We start from the raw sequence: 21,087 nt of genomic DNA, 5'->3' as shown, positions 1-21,087 counted from the left end.
GGTGGGGAGAAAAATCCCCCCTTATGAAGTCGCCGTTTGCAGCTTAAATAATTGCACTGTGCTGATGAGCGCGGCAACAAACAGCGCCGCTGCGCCACAAAGCGTGGAGTTGGCGAGTGCCGACGTTCCGTTGCCGAGCATACTGGTCAGTGCCGGGCCGAGAATTTGCCCGATGCCATAAATAAGCGTCACAAAGCCTAACAGGTTGAGATTTCCCGGCACACTAAGCTGGCGGGCGATGGTCATCACCAGCGAGGTCGTACCCATAAAGGTGCCGCCAAAGCCAATACTGCTGATGATGAGTAATAAAGGAGAACTGCTGGCGAGGGTTAATAGCACGCAGATAGCCTGTACCAGCAAATTCGCTGTAAGGCAGGGTAACGCCCCCCAACGTTTTGCTGCCCACAACCAGCCAAAGCAGCCTGGCACAATCGACAAGCCGACCAGAGTCCAGAGATGGGCAGTCAGTAATGGCAAACCGGCATCTTTCGCCATGAGCGGCAGATAAGTGGCAACGATGATATAACCAAAACCCGCCAGACCGTACAGAATAGCCAGCAACCACCAGCTCATGGGTTGTTGAGTAGTTTTTGCTAACGGCGTTGGCGCGATGGTGTGTTTTTTCGAAGGAAGCAAAAGCGCCAGTACAATCAATATAATTCCAGAAAGCGCCCCGGCACCTTGCCATAGCGTTTGCGAGGAGAGGGAAAAATGCAGCCCAGCCAGCACATATTCATTGCCTAGTGCGATACCAACACCAACGCCAGAAAACAGTGCCGCAAGTACAAAAGGATGGCGGGTATGTTGCATGATGAGCGTCGAGCCGAAAATCAACATTCCGGCGCTGGCGATGCCTGCCAGAAAGCGAATCAACAACACCAGAATAAACGACGGCAACCACGCCATCGCGAGGATCAACAATCCGGTTGCCAGGGCGCAAACCAATAAAAACGGGCGCAGACGTGAGGGTAAATGAAATGCGCCGAATGAAAACAACAGGCTTCCAGCCAGATACCCAGCGTAGTTGCCGCTGGCAATCCACGACAGTTCGTTAAATGAAAACTGCCCCTCCGCCAGCATAACTGGCAGCATCGGCGTATAAAGAAAGCGACCTAACCCCATACCTAAGGTCAGAACCAGCATCCCGAAAAGCGCGGTGCTGAAGGAAAAGCGTTCTACGGGATGCGATGACGGGGACATGTTTTACCTTGCTTGTCTTTTTGTTGTTAACAAGTTAATAACAAAAAGGTGAAACATGCCAGTCTGTTAATGTGATGATGTAGGGGTAAAGCGATAAAAACGATTCGGTTCGCCAACGATATAAATATTGCCAGAGGCATCCATCGCAATCCCTTCAGCCTGTTTGATGTTATGTGACAAACCCCGGCTGCCTTTTGTTAGTGACATTTCACCGATAACCTCGCCAGCCAGCGTTACTTCCTGGAGTGCGCGTGATTCATGAGACAGCACCAGAAGCGTATTTTTTTGTTGGTTAAATTCTGCGCCGGACACATCATCTAAAGTAAATTGACGTTGTAGTTCCTGGTCTTTGCTGATGTGCAATTCATTGCTACTTAGTAGCCCGTTAACTTTGTAGACCTCAATCGGATTTTTCTCTTTAAAAAACCAGAAAGTGTGATCCTGGCGAGAATAGGCCAGCCCTTCAAAACCACTATTGGTTGGCGTTTTCTGCAACGGAATTTTTATTTTTTTGAGGATTTTCACTTCTGAATTTTCATTAAGTGAAATCACATAAATGGCATAATCGCGTTCATCACTGATGACGAACTTATTATCACCAATATATTCGATAGTCTCGAGATCTTTCACAAAATCCAGAGGAATGGTGCGGAGCAAATCCCCATTCGTGGTCATTTCAACAATCGCCGCAGGTTTATTGATAGTGCTAAACAGGGTATTACTCTGCGCAGACCAGGTCAGTGAGGAGATATTATTCGTTACACCTGCAATCTCTTTACCATCAATATTAACGTGGTAATTTTGAAACCCTGCGGGATAACTGCTTTTGCGCGCGCAAGATTGCACGAAGAAAACACACATTGCGACAATGGCAAAAAGAATAATAATGCTGATACGTTTACTTAACGAAAACCTTTTTGTCATGGCATTTCCATCCAACAAAATCAATAAGATATCGATAAGTATACGTAGTGATCTTAATGAATCCTTAACGCGGAGTCAGATCGTAATGTGCAATGCATTTCCAGTCGCTGTCTTTCTTCCCATTACTGATGAATGCGGGCAGTCATCGCATTCAGTTCGTTGTGCAATGACAAAGATTGCGCAGGTTCTTGCTCAGCTTCTTCGGTAGTTTCAGCTGAGGTGGAGCAACCGCACCGCAGGCAGTGTGCATCTTCTGCGGCATAAACGTGCAGTAAGTGCCGACCAGCGGAATGACGCACTTTGGAGAACTGCTCGAAAATGGCGGGTAGAACGGTGACAAGTGGCATGATTTTCCTTTCCCGTACACGGGAGACAATGAAAAAGGCCGCATTATTACCATGATTTAAGTGTGCTTTATTTGTTCTCTCTCGCGGTTAAAAATTGCCGAGGGGTAACAAAGTCGGGATTTGCGATAAAAGATACAGTATCAATCCAATACAACCACCAACCAGCGTACCGTTGACGCGGATAAACTGGAGATCTTTGCCGATATTTAACTCGATTTGCCGTGACATATCCCGCGCATCCCAGCTTTTTACCGTATCAGTAATGTGGCGCGTCAGGAATGCCGAAAACTCTGGTGCGACGCGGTGCGCGGCCTGTTCGAGATGACCATTTAATGACGCCCGCAAGGCGTCATCGGCAATTAACGTCTCGCCAAACCATTGACCCGCCCGCGCGATACGCTCCTTCACGCGAGAATCTTCGCTATTGATATCGGCCTTCAACCATTCCCGCAAATCCCCCCACAATTCACCGAGATAGCGGTTAAACGCTTCATCTTCTTTCAGATACGCTTTGATATTGTCGGCGCGAGCCGCCATTTCGGGATCGTTTTTTAGCTTGTCGATCAGCGCAAAGGTGGCGCGATCAAACGCATGGCGGATCTGATGCGCGCGATCGCGGCTGATGTCATCAAGCAAAGAATTAACTGCGTCAGAAACCAGCTCTGCGCTATGTTCACCCAGCCATTCAGTTGGCAAAATTTTCGCTTTCAGCGGATGTTCGCTCTCCAGCCAGCGGACGATCTGTTGGGCGATAAATTTGCGTGATTTATCGCGCTGGAGCAGGGCGATCAGTTGGGCAATCAGCGTATCCAGCAGCACCTGATGACGATCGTTTTTGGTCATGCTCTCCAGCATTAACGCACTGGTGCCGGAAAGATCCACTTTATCAATCGCCCGATGCACCGCGCGCTTAAGCAGACGCTGAATACGCGCATCATCGGTAAGTTCGAGAAAACCACTCATGATCTGCAACAGATGCTGCCCAACGCGGCGGGCGTTTTCCGGCTGACTAAACCAGTTACCGATTAACAACGCCGGTTCATGACGACGAATTAACGCCACCAGGGATTGGGTATCGAGAAATTTTTCCTGTACGAACTGCCCGAGATTTTCGCCAATCCGGTCTTTATTACGCGGGATAATCGCCGTATGGCGAGAAATAATCGGAATCGGCACGCGGCGAAACAGCGCCACCACCGCAAACCAGTCAGCCAGAGCACCGACCATTGCCGCCTCCGCAATCGCCTTCACGCCGCTCACCCAAAAATTGGGGGGTAAAAAAAGCGTAACGATAAAAGTCGCGGCAGCAACGAGCAGTAAAGAGAGCGCCAGCATTTTGGCGCGTCGGAGTTCAATGATTTTATTCATATCGTAAGAATAGAGCCTGACGGCAGGTTCACGCAAAAATCGAGATGCCTTCCAGAAAAATGTATCGCTTGCAGGAGAACAAAAATAGCCTGGAAAGCGCCTCGGGGAATGGGAAATTACCGGATGTGAGCGGAATTAGGAATCGCTAAAGTCGGGCTATCTCTTCAACAGGTGACGGATCGCCATGACAAACTTCACGACCAGCACGCCGCATGACGCATTATTTAAATCTTTTCTCACGCACCCTGACACCGCGCGGGATTTTATGGAGATCCATTTACCAAAAGATTTACGTGAACTGTGCGATCTCGATACCTTAAAACTGGAATCAGCCAGCTTTGTTGATGAAAAACTGCGGGCGCTGCACTCCGATATTTTATGGTCGGTAAAGACCCGCGAAGGCGATGGTTATATCTATGTGGTGATTGAACATCAGAGCCGCGAGGATATTCATATGGCCTTTCGCCTGATGCGATATTCCATGGCGGTGATGCAGCGCCATATAGAGCATGATAAACGCCGACCACTACCGCTGGTCATTCCGATGCTGTTTTATCACGGTAGTCGTAGTCCTTACCCCTGGTCTTTGTGCTGGCTGGACGAATTTGCCGACCCGACTACCGCACGGAAGCTTTATACCGCCGCGTTCCCGCTGGTGGATATCACAGTGGTGCCGGACGACGAGATTGTGCAGCATCGCAGAGTCGCCCTGCTGGAGTTGATCCAAAAGCATATTCGCCAGCGCAATATGATGGGGCTGATTGATCAACTGGTAGCATTACTGGTTACAGAGTGCGCTAATGACAGCCAGATAACCGCGCTGTTAAATTACATTTTACTGGCTGGTGATGAAGCGAGTTTTGAAGAATTTGTCAATGAGCTTGCCAGGCGAATGCCACAACACAGGGAGCGAATCATGACGATTGCAGAGCGAATACATAATGCGGGATGGCTGTTGGGGAGGGAAGAAGGGAGGATTGAAGGTAAAGAAGAAGGTAAAGAAGAAGGGGAACAGCGCCTTCTCCGATTGTTTTTGCAGAATGGTGCAGATCCTGAATGGATACAAAAGATTACCGGACATTCATTAGAGCAAATACAGGCATTAGGTCAGTCTTTGCCTGACAGTTACCGCGATTCAGGGATCGAATAATAATCAGAGACTGATGACAAACGCCAAACTTCCTGATGTGCTACGCTTAACAGGCTTACATAGCCCATGCAATATATTGAATTTGCAATATTTTTATGCCGGATAAGGCGCTAGCGCCACATCCGGCATGAACGAAGCGCACTTTGCCTAAGCCATGCCGGAACGTGGCGATGACCTGGCAGAGACAAAACGAGCCACAGGCTATTCGTCAGAGGAAATTCAGGCGTGTCGTCACGATTCCGTATTTATTCCATTGCCCGATACACTGCCTCGCCAATTTGCTTCAGTGCTTCGCGGTAGGTTTCGCTGAGCGGCAAAGCGCAGTTGATGCGCAGACAGTTTCGGTATTTACCGGAAGCTGAGAAAATCGAACCTGCCGCCACCTGGATTTTCATGCGGCACAATTGCCGCGCGACGCAGACCATATCGACCTGTTCAGGCAATTCTATCCACAGTAAAAATCCGCCTTTCGGGCGCGTAATACAGATTTCGCAGGGAAAATATTCCCGTATCCAGCAGGTATAAAGCGCCATATTGCGCTGATAGTTCTGCCGCATCCGCCGGATATGACGATGATAGTGACCTTCCTGCACAAACGTCGCCGCCGCCATTTGCGTGGACGGTACATTAAAGCTGCTGGTGGCATATTTCATATGCAGCAGTTTATCGTGATAACGCCCCGGCGCGACCCAGCCCACGCGCAGGCCTGGCGCAATGCTTTTACTGAACGAACTGCACAGCAGCACCCGACCATCGCTATCCCATGAATGAATGGTACGCGGGCGCGGATATTCCGTTGCCAGTTCGCCGTAGACATCATCTTCAAAAATCACAATATCATGGCGTTGAGCGAGAGAGAGAACGGCTCGTTTGCGGGCGTCCGGCATAATAAATCCCAGCGGATTATTGCAGTTTGGCACCAGAATGATGCCTTTAATCGGCCACTGTTCCAGCGCCAGCTCCAGTGCTTCAACGCTGATGCCTGTTTCTGGATCGGTTGGGATTTCAATCACGTTCACGCCTATGCCTCGCAGCATCTGCATCGAACCGTAATAACAGGGCGATTCAACCGCGACAATATCGCCCGGTTTACACACCGCCATTAACGCCAGCGACATCGAGTTATGGCAGCCGCTGGTGATAATAATGTCATCGGCGGTGACCACCGAGCCGCTGTCGAGCATCAGGCGGGCAATCTGCTCGCGCAATACCCGCTGACCGGTTAACGAATCATAGCTGAGAACGGTTTGCAGATTATGCTGCACCACCCGGCTAAGCTCCCGCCAGAGCGGTTTCAGGCTGGGCGCCTCGACATCCGGCGTGCTTTTACTGAACGGAATAACAGAACTATCGCTATGCGCTTTCAGCATATCCAGCACCTGATCCCACTGGGTAATTTCCACCGGACGTTGCACCGGACGCGTCATCGGCGGCACTGGCGGCTGGGCTTTGTGTTGCGCGACAAAATAACCCGAACGCGGCTGTGGGGTGATGAGCTTCATCGTTTCCAGCGTCTGATACGCCTGCTGCACGGTGCTGATACTGACGCCGTGCTCCTGACTTAAGCTGCGCACCGACGGCAATTTCTCCCCGTGACGATACAGCCCTTGCTCAATCCGCTCGGCAAGTAGAGTCGCCAGATGTTGATAACGCGTCATGCTGTATTCCTTATTTGGAGCATACAGAGAGAAAAACCGGTACAGATGCTGGCAAAAAACCGGATGCAGATGCTGTTTTAACCTGTCTGTATGTTAAATAAAAGTAATATTTGCATCTGTATTGTGAACTGCCAGAAGGCGGATGATGAAGCCTCTGAAAGATGAGGAGGCAGCAGATGGAATTTCACGAAAACAAAGCCAAAGCGCCGTTTATCGGCTTCGTGCAACTCTGGCAGTCGGTGCGAAGCTGGTGGCTGAAAAAGCAGACCCGGCGTGTGTTACAGCAGATGAGTGATGAGCGGTTGAAGGATATTGGGTTACGCAGGGAGGATGTGGAGTGAGGGGACAGTTCGTCGCGGATAAACAGGATTTCTCTATAACCTCCACAAGGAAGTGTTTATTATTGTGAAATCATCGCTTCACGGAAAGACGTCAGAATGAAAGCAACAGAAGCCCGTTTACTCGATTTTTTAAAACGTTCGCAGCAGTTTGTTATTCCCATTTATCAACGCACCTATTCATGGACAGAGCAACAATGTCGGCAACTTTGGGACGACATCATTCGTGCCGGAAAGCGTGATGATATATCAGCGCATTTTATCGGTTCGGTTGTTTATATAGAGCAGGGGTTGTATCAGGTTTCCGGTATTTCTCCGTTGCTGGTCATTGATGGTCAACAGCGGCTGACGACCGCAATGTTGCTGATTGAGGCTTTATCGCGCCATCTTGGCGAAGAAGAAGTTTTTGATGGCTTTTCGGCAATGAAATTGCGTAATTATTATTTACTCAATCCTTATGAGTCCGGTGAGAAAGGATTTAAATTACTGTTGACCGAGACCGATAAAGACAGTTTGCTGGCATTAATAAAACAAAGACCAATGCCAGAAAACTATTCCCATCGAATAATGGAAAACTTTACTTTCTTTGATGAGCAAATTGCCAAACTCGGTGATGATTTGATCCCCTTATGTCGTGGGTTAGCAAAGTTATTAATTGTCGATGTGGCGCTTAATCGTGGTCAGGATAATCCGCAACTGATTTTTGAAAGTATGAACTCCACCGGTAAGGCGTTAAGTCAGGCCGATCTGGTGCGCAATTTTATTCTGATGGGTCTCGAACCAGAGCATCAAACCCGGTTGTATGAAGATCACTGGCGTCCAATGGAAGTCGCTTTTGGTCAGCAAGGTTACAGCGAATATTTTGACAGTTTTATGCGTCATTATCTGACGGTAAAAACGGGGGAGATCCCTCGGACAGATGAAGTCTATGAGGCATTTAAACTACATGCCCGCAGCCAGAGTGTTGCTGAAAAAGGCGTAGATCGGCTGGTTGAAGATATACACATCTACGCGGAGTATTACTGTGCAATGGCATTGGGTAAGGAAAGTGACAAATCGCTTGCCACGGCTTTTCAGGATTTGCGCGAGTTAAAGGTCGATGTTGCGTATCCTTTCTTACTGGCGCTTTATCATGACTATAAAAATGGCGTTTTGTCTCACGAAGATTTCCTGAGCATAATTCGTTTAATTGAATCTTATGTTTTCCGCCGTGCAGTGTGTGCAATTCCGACGAATTCTTTGAACAAGACGTTTGCCACTTTTTATAAGATCATTAATAAAGAAAAATATCTGGAAAGTATTCAGGTGCATTTTATGAACCTGCCTTCATATCGTCGTTTTCCCAACGATGATGAATTTAAACGGGAATTAAAAGTTCGCGATCTCTATAACTTCCGCAGTCGCAGCTACTGGTTACGACGACTGGAAAACGATAAACGCAGAGAGCGCGTGGAAGAGTTTACGATTGAGCACATTATGCCGCAGAACGAAAACCTGTCGGCTAAATGGCGCGAAGAGCTGGGAAGCGACTGGCAGCGTATTCATAAAGAATTGTTGCATACGTTGGGGAATCTCACTTTAACGCGCTATAACTCCCGCTATAGTGACAGACCTTTCGCGGAAAAACGCGATATTGAAGACGGCTTTAAGCATAGCCCGCTCTATTTGAATATCGGTCTTGGACAGTGCGAAAAATGGGATGAAGCCGCCATTCGCACCCGTGCCGATCGTCTGGCCGATCTCGCGGTTCAGGTCTGGCAAGCGCCTTCTCTTCCTGAAGAGGTTTTAGCTGTTTATCGGGGGCAGCCGGAGAACAAAACCAGTTACAGCCTGAATGATTTTCCTTTCCTTGCTGATGGTTCGCATAGCCGGGTGTTATTCGATCATCTTCGCGATGAAGTTATGCGCCTGGACGCAGGGATCACACAGGAAGTTTTAAAGCTGTATATTGCGTTTAAAGCTGAAACGAATTTTGTTGATGTTGTGCCGCAAAAAAGCCGACTGCGGTTGTCGCTTAATATGCAGTTTCATGAACTGGTCGATCCGAAAGGTATTGCCAAAGATGTGACAAATGTTGGGCGCTGGGGCAATGGCGATGTGGAAATTGGTTTCAGCGACCTCACACAACTTCCTTACATTATGGGATTAATTCGTCAGGCATTTGAAAAACAGATGGAGAGTGCGTTGGTATAACGCGGCGAATAATACCCGGTAGCACTTGGCGCTACCGGGTCAATCTATCAGGCAACTTTCTGTTTACCCGCAATCACCCCAATAAACTCCTGCACCTGCTTTTGTTTACGTGCCGACAGTTTGCACACCTTGCGCAGTGACTGCATCAGTTCGCTCTCTTCGGGGGCGGGTGGTTGGGCGGTGAGGACAATACAGCCGTCCATCACTTTGACATCTACCGCTGTGCCAGTGGCAAAACCGGCGGCCTCCAGCCACTGACCTTTCAGGGTGATGGCGGGAATACGGCGGTAATCCGGGTAGCGGCTCGCATAACCGACGGTGACATGACGGTTATTTGCCGGAGAGACTTCTGGTTCGAATGATTCTGAAATAGAATGCGTGTCAGTCATAACTGCTATTCTCCTGGAATAGTGATTGTGATGAGCGGTGCGGGTGTGTTGGCGCACATCCGCACCGCGCTAAATACCTGGATATATCATCAGCAAATACAGGGAAAGTCCAGCTAAAAATAGAATAAAATGGGCGGCTTCTGGAATGAATTAAATATATTTACGTGAGTTATGATTGGTGTGAAATAATAAAAAGCGCACCGGAAAGGTGCGCCAGAAAATAATGTTCAGGATTTTTTGCGTGAGGCTTTTTTACCCCCGCTGGCTGCGCGTTCAGCTTTGATTTTTTCCAGCAACGCGGCGGCGCTGTTTTCACCGCTGATTAATTCCGGGTTTTCGGCCCGCCACTGGGCGGTAAGTTCACCACGGAACGCTTTTGCCAGGATGGATTGCGTCAGGTTGTTGACGCGGGCTAAGGCGTTGTTGACCTGTTTTTCTATGGTGTCGGCGTAGGCGAAGAGTTGCTCGACGCGGCGAACGATTTCGGCTTGTTCAACCAGTTCCGGGAAAAAAATGTTAATATTTCTGATAGATTTTGCATTTATATTTGGCTGAGTGATAGCAGTAGTGCTTAATCCCATTTGTTGCTGACCAATAGGGGATGTTAATGAAAAATACACATATTTAGCATTAACTTCTTTTATGAATCTAAATCTAATCAAGTAAGCGCTAGGGATAGCAAGGTAATCATCAGTAAATAAAGCCATTACACCAATACTACCAGTGCGTGTAATTAACAAATCATTTTTTTGTACTTTGAATTGTTCAATTTTATCGGTTGGTACGTGAACGCGAGGTGTGCTCTGAGTAATAAATATATTTCCTTTTTCCATATCGGTAGTACGAATCGTAGGTATTCCATTAGATTCAAGCGTATAATCGTTTTTGCTAAATCGGGGCCCATAAAAAGAACTTTCTACAATTTCATCAATGGTAATTATTTTGGGTAGGGATAATCCATTTTTTTTTCGCCATTCTTCGGTTAATTTTCCACTCACTGCATCAGATAGAACCGCCTGACGAAAACGTTTCAGGATTTGTGGGATTTGCTCAAGACGTGCTTTGGTGCTGTCTACCTGCGCCAGCAGCGTATCGAGTTTTTCAGCGATGATTTTTTGCTCGGCAAGTGGCGGGAATTTAAATGGTGCCTGAGAAAATTTGCTCTTGTTCACAATCGCAATCGTAGTAGCTGCTGATTGAGACTCTAACCATGGTTTTAATGTTAAAATTTGGTAATAAACAAATTTTACATTTAGCTTTTCTGTCGGGATTAATGCATTTATTTGTTGATTAGATGCGGATTTTTTAGCGGTAATGCCAACTTTTCCTAAATTTCCAATACACGTTACAACGACTGAATTGGCAGGAAGAGTGGGTACAAGAGATAACCCTTTCTCCGTCAGAGTATCGGCGGTATTCATGATATAGCCACCGAGATCAAGATCGCCTGGTTTAATGAAAGGAATATTGCCTCCAAAATTGGAAGGCTCTTTAGTACTGGGGGTTTTCCCTGTAACTATGTTACCGAGTGCGGATAATTCACACTCAACCCACCCCTCCGGCAATTTCCCCGCACTCATTCCTTCACCTCACCAAACGCTTCTTCCAGCAACTGACGCTGTGCATCCGCCTCATCGCTCGCGCCCAGTTCACGCATCAGCGCATCCAGTTCACCCAGCGCCTGCACCAGTTCGCCCATCGCTTCTGCCGCTAATACATCCGGCTCCGGCAGGTTGTCGGCGTCGATGCTGTCTTTATCTTTCAGCCAGGAGATATCCAGCGAATCGGATTTCGCGGTACGGATCCACTCGCGGCTGAACTTGCGCCAGCGGCTGGTGGCTAGGTGCTGGTCGGTGTTTTTGTTCTCTTCACTGTCGGCAACTTCCGTCTCTTCGGCGTTAAAACTCCATTCACCTTCAGTGCGCGGGCTTAAACCGTGCGGGTCTTCGCCATACACGCCCTCAAACGGCTGCAAATGCTCGTCGGTAAACGGCGTGCGTTTACCAAAGCTCGGCATATTGGTACGCAGGTCGTACACCCACACGTCATCGGTACAGTTCTTATCCTGATTCGGGTTCGCCACCGTCCCTTTGGTAAAGAACAGCACGTTGGTCTTCACGCCCTGCGCGTAAAAAATACCGGTCGGCAGACGCAGAATGGTGTGCAGATGACACTTATCCATCAGGTCACGACGAATGTCGGTGCCTTTGCCGCCTTCAAACAGCACGTTATCCGGCACCACCACCGCCGCACGACCACCGGGGTGCAGCGTTTCGATAATATGCTGCATAAAGCACAACTGTTTATTGCTGGTCGGGTGAACAAAGGTGCGGGTAATGTTGGTGCCTGCGGCGCTGCCAAACGGCGGGTTAGTGGCGACAATATGCGCCTTCGGCAGGTTTTCTCCGTCGCTACCCAGAGTGTTGCCCAGACGGATTGCGCCACCGTGGTCGAGGTTGCCTTCAATATCGTGCAGCAGGCAGTTCATCAGCGCCAGACGACGGGTGCCGGGCACCAGTTCGAGGCCGATAAACGCGCGGTGGATCTGGAAATCCTGCGTGTCGCCATCAAGGTCGTCCAGATCGTTAGTCTGCGACTTAACGTAGCGGTCGGCTTCAATCAAAAAGCCCGCCGTACCTGCCGCCGGGTCCTGCACCACTTCACGCGGCTGCGGTTTCAGCAGATGAATAATGGTTTTAATCAGCGGACGCGGGGTGAAGTACTGGCCCGCGCCAGACTTGGTTTCGTTGGCGTTTTTCTGCAACAGCCCTTCGTACATATCGCCGAAGTCATCGCGCGACTTACCGTGCGCACCGTTGTACCAGTCCAGCGAATCCATATTTGTGACCAGTTCGGTCAACTGTTTCGGCTGGGTAATGGTGGTGTTGACGTTCTGGAACACCGCCTGCACCAGCTTTTGATTGTCGGCGCCCAGATGTACCAGCAGGTTACGGTAGAACTGCAACTGCTCCTGGCCGATGCGGGATTTCAGGTCATCCCAGCGGTAGCCTTCCGGCAGGTACTCCGCTTCCTGCCCGGTCTCTTTACACATTTTCAAAAACAGCAGTGAGGCGAGTTCATTGACGTAGTTTTGATAGGAAACGCCGCCATCGCGCAGGTTGTCGCACAGCTTCCACAGCTTCGCGACCAGATCGTTATTGTTCATTGTGAGTTCCGTAAATTAAGCAGCGGCCCAAATTTATCGGGCCGCAGAAGAAGAAATTGCCGGGAATGATACCGTGTCAGGCGAGCTCGTCCCAGATGTAATCGCTGAATTTGCCCAGCAAGGTATCGAGATTATCGTCAAAGGTTCTTTGCAGCATCGCCTTCCCGCCGCGACGGTGGAAGTTGCCGGTTTTGAAGACATCGTCGTCGAGCACCACTTTCTCTTTCAGCGCCTGCGCTAAACGATCGAGCCAGCTTAATTGCTCGCTGCTCCAGTCGTTTTCGCCCTTAATGCGCGTCAGCGCGTGATCGACTCGTTCCTCAAACGGTTTCAGCGCATCGCCCACCGCAGCGCGGCGAATATGTCCAATCAGCCGGGCAGCGATATCTTCATTGCGCGTCTCTTTCCACGCTTTGCGCAGGGAAGATTCCTCAAAGTGCTGGCGGTCAAACCACTCCTGTAGCTCGACCAGCCCTTTACGGGTGAGATCGCGCGGGCGATTGATCACCGCCTGCAATGCCGGCTGTGCGTTCGGGGAACGTTGCACCAGCGAGTCAAAGGCTTCGAGGAAATCCTGCGGCGTGTCGTAATCACCGTACAGCGATTTTACGCTCACCACTTCATCGTCGATATCGAGGAAGATCGGCGCATCATTCAGGTTGTTGATGTCAGTTTTCAGCTTTTCCAGACGGGCGATAAAGCCAGGCAGTTTGTTAAAGACTTCGGCGCTCCAGTGCGGCCCTTTATCCCGCAGACGCGAGGCGAAGCCGTTAAAGTTCACCCCCGCCGCGTCCTGGCATAGCTCATCCAGACGACGTACCTGTTTATCTATCGTTTCGCTGCGGTCACGATTAAACGTGGCCAGGCCGATGATGCGCTGGAGCTTCGCCACCAGTTGTTCATGGCTGTGCTCGGCAAAACTGCGGCCGTCCGCTTCGGTGATTTTATAAGTTTCTGAATCGGTAATTTCGTTGACCAGCGTTTGCAATTCCACCTTCGGACGCACCACCACCGGACGCATGGTGTCGACGCTCTCCAGCGTGGTGTAGATATCGACACAGTCGAAAATCTTAAAGCTGGTTTTATTCACGTCCGGGCATAAGCGCGTGGCGCGGCCTTTCATCTGCTCGTACAGAATACGGCTGCGTACTTTACGCAGGAACACGATATTACAGATCGACGGAATATCGACGCCGGTTGTCAGCAGGTCGACGGTTACCACGATATTGGGCAGCCGCTCTTTATTGAAGCGGGTGATCATGGTCTGCACTTTGCGCGCGTCTTTATCGGCATCACCAGTGATCTTGATGATCGCGTCGTGCTCCAGTTGCGGATACTTTTTCTTGAACGCGGTACGCAGCTCTTCCACCACCATATCGGCATGGGCATTGGTGACGCAGAAGACCAGCGTTTTTTGCGACCCGGTCGGGTCAAGGTAGTTGGTGAGTTCGTTACAGACGGCGCGGTTAAACGCCGGGATCACCAGGCCACGGTTAAAGTCGGCGACCTCAAAATCCTGATCGTCTTCCAGGGTGTCGTTGATCACTTCCCCCTGCGGGCTGATGCGCTCTACCTGTTCGCCTTTGGAGAGATAAACTCCTTCCTGCGCGTTGCGGGTGATGATCTGAATCGGCGGATCCTGGTCGATCAGAAAACCGTCGATAACTGCGGTACGGTAGGTATAACGGTAAACCGGCTCACCGAAAATCTGCACCGTATGCAGCGCCGGGGTGGCGGTGAGGGCGATTTTTACCGCATCGAAGTGATCGAGAATGCGACGATAGGCAGAAACGTAATCCAGCTGGCTGCGGAACTGCAGCTCTCCTTCGGTCTGCTCTTTATCGAGAATATAGCCGCGATGTGCTTCATCGACGACGATACAGTCGTAACGGGCCACCGGCATCGGTTCATCTGATTGCAGGGTGCGTTTCACCAGCGACTGTACGGTGGCAACGTGAATTTTGGTGCTGTCTTCCGGGAATTTATCCGTCAGCCCTTTAATATCGAAAATGCTGTTGAAGGTGTCGCCGTTAATACGCGTATCTTCAAACGCGCCCAGCGCCTGCTCGCCAAGAGAACGGCGATCGACAAGGAAGAGAATGCGTTTAAAACGCTGGGACTGGATCAGGCGGAACATCATGGCGATTGCCGTACGAGTTTTACCAGTACCCGTCGCCATCGCCAGCAGGATCTCTTGTTGACCCTTGACGATTGCCTTTTCTACCGCGCGGACGGCATCTTCCTGATAATAACGCAGGCCCAGCTCGCTCATGCCAGGGTTATCGGCAAACCACTGATTCTGTTTTTGCGGTTCGCTGCCGAGCATTTCCAGCAGCTCTTCCGGGCGATGCCACTCGGGTAAGGCTTTCGACATATTGCGGGTATCACGCACGTCGCGATACCAGATGCCACTTTTAGTCTTCATCGCTGCGCGGTATTCGCGCCCGTTAGTCGAGTAGCAGAAGGGGATTTTAAACCGTTGTTGGCCGCTGGTGTCCTGCCAGCTGGTTTCATACTCCGGCACCGCTTCATGCACTTCATCCGGTGAGTAATGCTCAAGCAAGGTTTCCCGAAGGAAGCCATTATCGAAACATTTACTGTAGCGATACGACTCATTGAGCTTGGCGGGAACGTCGATATTGTTACGTTTCGCCTCTACCACTGCGATGGGTTTGAGGCCGACAAACAACACATAATCCGCAAAGCCCTGTTTACCCGTTTCATCTATCCCGGTCGGCCATTCGGCAATGGCTTTATTGACGCCGGGTTCCGGGCGCGCGCCTTTGGAGAAGCGCAGGGTTTTGCTATCGGCCTGCCAGCCTGCTTTACGCAGTTGCGCGTCAATCAGGAAGCGACTCTCTTCTTCGCTAAGGTTGAGTGTGCGCTTGATGGCCTGATCGGTAATTTCTTTGTGGTAAGCCTTACGTTCCTGTTCGGTCTGTTTGGCCAGTTCCGCGTTCTTCTCGGCAAGCTGTGCTTCCAGCGCCGCAAGGCGAGCCTGGGTTTGCGCTTCGGTTTCCTGCTGTTTGCCTTCCAGAATGGCGATATAGCCGTTCAGGGCAACCAGCTTCTGCTGTTGCGCTTCGACTTCTGCCTGAGTCTGCGCTTTTTCTCGCACCTGCTGTTCAAGCTGTTGTTTTAGCGTCAGCACTTCCTGGTGATAGAGGTTTTCACCACGTTCCGGCAACACAAACACCGGCACCGGGAAGTCATAATCTTTGGTGACCAGACGGTAGTACCAGACAGCCAGACGGAAGCCGAGCCGCAGGCACATCTGGGCATCGTCGAGATCGTTATGATATTCGTGCACTGCCTGGTTACCAATGCGGCGTAATTTGTGGAATACAGAGAGGATGTTGTCATCAATGAAGGCGATTTTGCCGAGTTCGCGCAGGAGATCGTGTTGATTCTCACAAGGGGGGATGTTGAGTAACAGACCAAGATGTTTCGCTGTGGCTTCGCCAAACATACGCATTTTAATCAGCGTCGTGTTGGGATCATCCGGGTAGTTATTTTCCGCCGCACAGGCGATGGCATAAGTGAAGTCGTTGACGCCCTTCAGGAATTCAAAATTGGATTTATTCATCATTGTTATTAATCCATTGCTGTGTGGGCCTGTCCAAATATTTAAGGCCCATAACATCTTATCTTAGCTTTCTGTACCTTTCCGGGCAATGACCGGAGTCACAGCAACTGACTCATTTCTAACGTGTTCGTCTATTTTGGTAGTGCTATAGTAGTCGCAATAACGACTCGTTTTTCTGGCCGGTGTTTCTTTACGTTTTTTGAAGGTGCTGAAGCTGGATTATTTTGAGTAAAAAACAGTGAACCATGCAATCAAGGATCCTCTAATGACAACCAAACTACTGGACCTGAGCTGGAATGCAAATGCCATCCCGGCGATGCAAATTGTCGGTACGCGCGCGGCATTGTTTACCTTCAAAACGCATATGGCGGGTTTTGTCTGGGATGCCGCGCAACTGGAAAATAACCCTTATACCTTTGTTGAAGTTAAAACGCTGCTCGATGGCGTCACCGTTGGCGGGCACAAGGTCAGTGATACTGAGCAGGTGCTAAACCTGGCGGACAGCGCGAAAAAGTTGATCGAGCTGGTGCAGTCAGGCCGTTTTGATCTCGATAAAAAAACGTTCACGTTATTGCACGGCATTATTGCCCGCAATGAGGCGCCGGAGTGGGGCATTTTTCGCGGCGAAGGTGAAGAGTTGCATTACAATGCGCGCGTTCACCTCGGCGAGTTGGGCACCCATTTTCCTCCTGCTACCGAAGCGGGTGCACCAGAGCTGAACCGCATTTTTGCTGAGGGTTTCGCGCATATTAAAATGCTTCCCCCGTTTGAAGGCGCGCTGGCGATGTTCCTTTTCGGTGCCTACTATCAGTTTTTCTTCGACGGTAACAAGCGCACCAGCCGCCATATGATGAATGGCTGGTTAATGATGCACGGCTATAATCCAATCAGTATACCAGCAGCTAAAGCCCTGGAATTTAACAGCAAAATGGTACGCTTTTATCACAGCAAAGACGCGACGGAGATGATGGCGTTTTTGGTGGAGTGCTATCAGCTCTGAGTAGACGCCGGATGCGGCTGCGCCTTATCCGGCCCATAAACCCTACTTCCTCAACCCCGCAAACGCTGCTCGAATCTCTTCCTCCGGCAGCTGAATCCCGATAAACACCATTGTGCTATGCGGTTTTTCATCGCCCCACGGGCGGTCCCAGTCGGCGCTGTAGAGGCGCTGGACGCCCTGGAACAGCAGGCGGTTAGGTTCACCGTCAATCCACAGCATCCCTTTGTAACGCAGCAGTTTATCCGCCGACTCCAGCAGCAGGTTTTCCATAACGCGGGAAACTTCGCTGATATCTACCGGGTAATCCAGTTCCACCACAATCGACGAAATATCGTTTTGTTTGTCCGCGATAAAGTGGAAACGCGGTTTGGCGCTGACGACGTTCTCTTCCAGCATAAAACCGTTGGTGTTGAACAGCAGCCCCAGGTCGATATCGCCGTGGGTAACGGTGTAGACCGGTGCACGGGCGTTGATGCGCGCCAGGCGTTCACGCAGTTTCTCTGCTTCGCCTGCGACGTCGGTTTTGGTCAGCAGAATACGGTCGGCGTAGCCCACTTGTGACTGGGCGATGGTGAACTGGTTCATCTGCTCATCGGCATGTACAGCATCCACCAGCGCAATCACGCCGTCCAGCAGGTAACGCTGGCATAAAATCTCATGGGAGAAAAAGGTCTGAATAATCGGGCCGGGATCGGCCATGCCGGTGCATTCAATCACCAGACGGTCGAACTGAATATTGCCCTTGTCGAGATTATCCAGCAGGTCGAGTAGCGCGTCTTCCAGCTCGTTGGAGCGTGAACAGCAGATGCAGCCGTTGGTCAGCGTTTTGATCTGCGTGGCGCGGTCGCCAATTAATTGATCGTCAACGGAGACTTCGCCGAATTCGTTTTCAATCACGGCAATCTTGTAGCCGTGTTGTTCGTTAAGAATATGGCGCAGCAGGGTGGTTTTGCCCGCGCCTAAAAAACCGGTGAGTAGGGTAACTGCAATCGGGTTCATGCTCTCTCCATTAACAACAGCGCATACCGCCTTTACCATCGCCGCCGTAGCGCGCGTTCTGGCGTTCGCGGAAGAATTCTTCGTAGCTCATGTACGGCTTGTCGGGATGGTTGGTCTTCATATGCTCGACGTAGTTGTCGTAGTCTGGAATGCCAATCAACATCTTCGCCGCCTGGCCGAGATATTTTTTTGCCTGTCCTAAGTTACCAAACATAGTTCACTCTGATAAGAACAAAGCCCCGCCGAAGCGGGGCTAAACACGGTTAGTGGTGCGAAGAGATCTTCACGCCGCCTTCCGGGATTGGAACGTACGGCGTTTCTTTGTCAGTACGTTTGTCGCTGTTACGCACCTTCAGCCAGGTTTTGAAACCGTAGAAGATGATGCTGTACACCACAATCAGGAACAGAATACTCAGGCCCGCGTTGGTGTAGTTGTTCACAACGATGTGGTTCATGTTGGCAATCTGCTGCGCCGTCAGGTCAGTACCGTTAGCAATCTTCTCTTTGTACTGGCTTGCCATGTAGAAGAAGCCTTCCATCTGCGGGTTGGTGCTGAACAGTTTCAGACCCAGCGCCCAGGTGGTGCAGATAAGCAGCCATACCGCCGGAACAACAGTTACCCAGATGTATTGAGTGCGCTTCATCTTAATCAGCACAACGGTGCCCAGTACCAGCGCCACGGCTGCCAGCATCTGGTTGGAGATACCGAACAGCGGCCACAGGCTCTTAACGCCGCCCAGCGGATCGACCACGCCCTGATACAGCAGGTAGCCCCACAGACCCACACAGCCCGCCGTACCGATGATACCGGCAACCAGAGAGTCGGTTTTTTTCAGGAACGGGATGAAGTTACCCAGCAGGTCTTGCAGCATAAAGCGGCCAGAACGCGTACCGGCATCCAGTGCGGTCAGGATGAACAGTGCTTCAAACAGAATACCGAAGTGATACCAGAAGCCCATGTCAGCCATCGGCAGCACTTTGTGGAACACGTGTGCGATACCTACCGCCAGCGTCGGCGCACCACCGGCACGGTTCAGGACAGAAGGCTCACCAATGTCTTTCGCGGTTTGCAGGATCTGCTCTGGCGAAATCACGAAGCCCCAGGAGCTGACGGTTGCTGCCGCGTGTGCGGTAACGTCTTTCAGCTGCGCCATGATGATCGGCGCGTTCTCGCCACCCATTTCATGCAGGTTAGGCATGGTGATGCCGAGACCCGCAGGTGGGGTGTTCATCGCGAAGTAAAGACCCGGTTCGATGATGGACGCAGCAACCAGCGCCATAATCGCCACGAAGGACTCCATCAGCATTGCGCCGTAGCCAATGAAACGCGCGTCGGTTTCGTTAGCCAGCAGTTTCGGCGTCGTACCGGAAGAGATCAGCGCATGGAAGCCAGATACCGCACCACAGGCGATGGTGATGAACAGGAACGGGAACAGAGCGCCTTTCCACAGCGGGCCAGTACCGTCAATGTACTGGGTCATCGCAGGCATTTTCAGTTCCGGGTTCAGTACCACGATACCCAGCGCCAGGCCGACGATAACGCCGATTTTCAGGAAGGTTGCCAGATAGTCGCGCGGTGCGAGGATCAGCCACACTGGCAGCAGTGCGGAAACAAACGCATAGCCAATCAGCGCGAAGGTAATGGTGGTGTCTTTAAAGGTCAGTGCCGGACCCCAGTACGGATCGTGAGCAATCACGCCACCGAAGTAGATAGAGGCAACCAGCAGTACGATACCAATGACAGAGACTTCACCCACACGCCCCGGACGGATAAAGCGCATGTAGATACCCATAAACAGCGCAATCGGTACGGTTGAGCAAACGGTGAAGACACCCCACGGACTTTCGGCCAGGGCTTTAACCACAATCAGCGCCAGGACGGCAAGGATGATGATCATGATTAAGAAACAGCCAAACAGCGCGATAGTCCCCGGTACTGGTCCCATCTCTTCTTTGATCATCTCACCGAGAGATGCGCCGTTACGGCGAGAGGAGATAAACAGCACCATAAAGTCCTGTACCGCACCGGCCAGCACTACCCCCGCCAGCAGCCACAGCGTGCCAGGCAGGTAGCCCATCTGCGCGGCGAGCACCGGACCAACCAGCGGACCGGCACCGGCGATAGCGGCGAAGTGGTGACCAAACAACACGTAACGGTTGGTCGGAACATAGTTCAGACCGTCGTTGTTAATAACCGCAGGCGTCGCGCGCGTGGGGTCGAGTTTCATCACCTTCTGGGCGATGTACAGACTGTAGTAGCGATACGCCACCAGATACACCGACACAGAGGCGACCACGATCCACAGGGCACTGACGTGCTCCCCCCGACGTAATGCAACTACCGCGAGGCAGAATGCACCGATGATTCCAAGAATCACCCAGGGTATGTGCTTGAATAGTTTTTTCGTATCCATAGTAAAACCTGGCATTTTACTCGTCGTCTTTTGGCTTACTGATGCGGCAGCTACATTCGCTCCCCCAGTCACTTACTTTTGTAAGCTCCCGGGGATTCACTCACTTGCTGCCTTCCTGCAAACCGAAATCCATAGAGTAATTTGTTAATCATAGGCCGAAGCCGTTCTAGGTTTGCGTTGCGTTTGAGGAGGTAAATTGACCGCTATCCTGCAGTGATGTTGCCAGAGTTACGCGCGCGTAAAGTAAGGTAAATAACTGAGTGGTTATATTAGGGACGTAAGCGGTCAGTTTTGCAGTTGAGCGGTATTGGGCGAGGTTTATGAAGGCTATTTATGTGATATTGATCACAACCGA

General features: G+C 50.7%; 15 protein-coding genes and 2 pseudogenes. 5 read left to right on the top strand and 12 right to left on the bottom strand.

Annotated features, from left to right (window positions below):
• Positions 1–21: 21 nt before the first annotated feature.
• The 4 genes and pseudogenes from HEM79_RS04155 to HEM79_RS04140 form a co-directional block, all read right to left on the bottom strand.
• The gene (locus HEM79_RS04155) at positions 22–1,200 is read right to left on the bottom strand and encodes an MFS transporter (protein ID WP_176241855.1); all 1,179 of its coding nucleotides are present in this window, start codon (positions 1,198–1,200) and stop codon (positions 22–24) included.
• A 66-nt stretch (positions 1,201–1,266) separates the two neighbouring features.
• Positions 1,267–2,124 (bottom strand): SdiA-regulated domain-containing protein, encoded by an 858-nt coding sequence (locus HEM79_RS04150; protein WP_176241854.1) that lies wholly within the window; start codon positions 2,122–2,124, stop codon positions 1,267–1,269.
• A gap of 170 nt (positions 2,125–2,294) precedes the next feature.
• A pseudogene (locus HEM79_RS04145) lies at positions 2,295–2,471 on the bottom strand (double-cubane-cluster-containing anaerobic reductase); the annotation flags it as partial.
• Positions 2,472–2,558: 87 nt separating this feature from the next.
• Positions 2,559–3,839, bottom strand: a complete 1,281-nt coding sequence (locus HEM79_RS04140; protein WP_032227046.1) for a DUF445 domain-containing protein — start codon at positions 3,837–3,839, stop codon at positions 2,559–2,561.
• A 184-nt stretch (positions 3,840–4,023) separates the two neighbouring features.
• On the opposite strand from HEM79_RS04140, the gene HEM79_RS04135 reads away from it, so the two are divergent.
• On the top strand, positions 4,024–4,989 hold the full coding sequence (locus HEM79_RS04135; protein ID WP_176241852.1) for an Rpn family recombination-promoting nuclease/putative transposase: 966 nt from the start codon (positions 4,024–4,026) through the stop codon (positions 4,987–4,989).
• 245 nt (positions 4,990–5,234) lie between these two features.
• Here the strand turns inward: HEM79_RS04135 and HEM79_RS04130 are convergent, their stop codons facing one another.
• Positions 5,235–6,647 (bottom strand): aminotransferase-like domain-containing protein, encoded by a 1,413-nt coding sequence (locus HEM79_RS04130; RefSeq protein WP_000199291.1) that lies wholly within the window; start codon positions 6,645–6,647, stop codon positions 5,235–5,237.
• A 176-nt stretch (positions 6,648–6,823) separates the two neighbouring features.
• Between HEM79_RS04130 and HEM79_RS04125 the strand changes: the two genes are divergently transcribed.
• The 3 genes and pseudogenes from HEM79_RS04125 (at position 6,824) to HEM79_RS22575 (ending at position 9,178) form a co-directional block, all read left to right on the top strand.
• Positions 6,824–6,988: a DUF1127 domain-containing protein gene (locus tag HEM79_RS04125; protein ID WP_176241851.1), complete on the top strand. Its 165-nt coding sequence runs from the start codon at positions 6,824–6,826 to the stop codon at positions 6,986–6,988.
• A gap of 96 nt (positions 6,989–7,084) precedes the next feature.
• Positions 7,085–7,738 (top strand): annotated as a pseudogene (locus HEM79_RS22580) (DUF262 domain-containing protein); the annotation flags it as partial.
• A 276-nt stretch (positions 7,739–8,014) separates the two neighbouring features.
• The gene (locus tag HEM79_RS22575) at positions 8,015–9,178 is read left to right on the top strand and encodes a GmrSD restriction endonuclease domain-containing protein (RefSeq protein WP_286178528.1); all 1,164 of its coding nucleotides are present in this window, start codon (positions 8,015–8,017) and stop codon (positions 9,176–9,178) included.
• Between the two features lie 47 nt (positions 9,179–9,225).
• On the opposite strand, the gene symE is transcribed toward HEM79_RS22575, so the two are convergent.
• From symE to hsdR, 4 genes are all read right to left on the bottom strand, one after another.
• A complete protein-coding gene (gene symE / locus HEM79_RS04115) occupies positions 9,226–9,567 on the bottom strand; it encodes an endoribonuclease SymE (protein WP_176241849.1) in 342 nt (113 codons plus the stop codon).
• A gap of 227 nt (positions 9,568–9,794) precedes the next feature.
• Positions 9,795–11,147: a restriction endonuclease subunit S gene (locus tag HEM79_RS04110; RefSeq protein ID WP_176241848.1), complete on the bottom strand. Its 1,353-nt coding sequence runs from the start codon at positions 11,145–11,147 to the stop codon at positions 9,795–9,797.
• A complete protein-coding gene (gene hsdM, locus HEM79_RS04105) occupies positions 11,144–12,733 on the bottom strand; it encodes a type I restriction-modification system methyltransferase (RefSeq protein ID WP_176241847.1) in 1,590 nt (529 codons plus the stop codon). Before hsdM ends, HEM79_RS04110 begins: the two co-directional genes overlap by 4 nt.
• A gap of 76 nt (positions 12,734–12,809) precedes the next feature.
• Positions 12,810–16,322 carry a type I restriction-modification system endonuclease gene (hsdR, locus tag HEM79_RS04100; RefSeq protein WP_176241846.1) on the bottom strand — a complete coding sequence of 1,171 codons (3,513 nt, stop codon included), beginning with the start codon at positions 16,320–16,322 and terminating at the stop codon, positions 12,810–12,812.
• A 262-nt stretch (positions 16,323–16,584) separates the two neighbouring features.
• Between hsdR and HEM79_RS04095 the strand changes: the two genes are divergently transcribed.
• Positions 16,585–17,319 carry a Fic family protein gene (locus HEM79_RS04095; protein ID WP_176241845.1) on the top strand — a complete coding sequence of 245 codons (735 nt, stop codon included), beginning with the start codon at positions 16,585–16,587 and terminating at the stop codon, positions 17,317–17,319.
• A 42-nt stretch (positions 17,320–17,361) separates the two neighbouring features.
• Here HEM79_RS04095 and yjiA read toward each other — a convergent pair whose 3' ends face one another.
• Genes yjiA through btsT form a run of 3 tightly spaced genes read right to left on the bottom strand, consistent with a single transcriptional unit; the run spans position 17,362 to position 20,732 of the window.
• Entirely contained in the window at positions 17,362–18,318 is a 957-nt protein-coding gene (gene yjiA, locus HEM79_RS04090; protein ID WP_021578300.1) for a GTPase, read from the bottom strand.
• Positions 18,319–18,328: 10 nt separating this feature from the next.
• Entirely contained in the window at positions 18,329–18,532 is a 204-nt protein-coding gene (locus tag HEM79_RS04085; protein ID WP_000467859.1) for a YbdD/YjiX family protein, read from the bottom strand.
• Between the two features lie 49 nt (positions 18,533–18,581).
• Positions 18,582–20,732, bottom strand: coding sequence for a pyruvate/proton symporter BtsT (gene btsT, locus HEM79_RS04080; protein ID WP_001309197.1), 2,151 nt, complete (start codon positions 20,730–20,732; stop codon positions 18,582–18,584).
• Positions 20,733–21,087 lie beyond the last annotated feature (355 nt).

Source organism: Escherichia sp. 93.0816 (assembly GCF_013368855.2).
Lineage (GTDB): Bacteria > Pseudomonadota > Gammaproteobacteria > Enterobacterales > Enterobacteriaceae > Escherichia > Escherichia ruysiae.
This window is presented reverse-complemented; position numbering and strand designations above follow the sequence as displayed.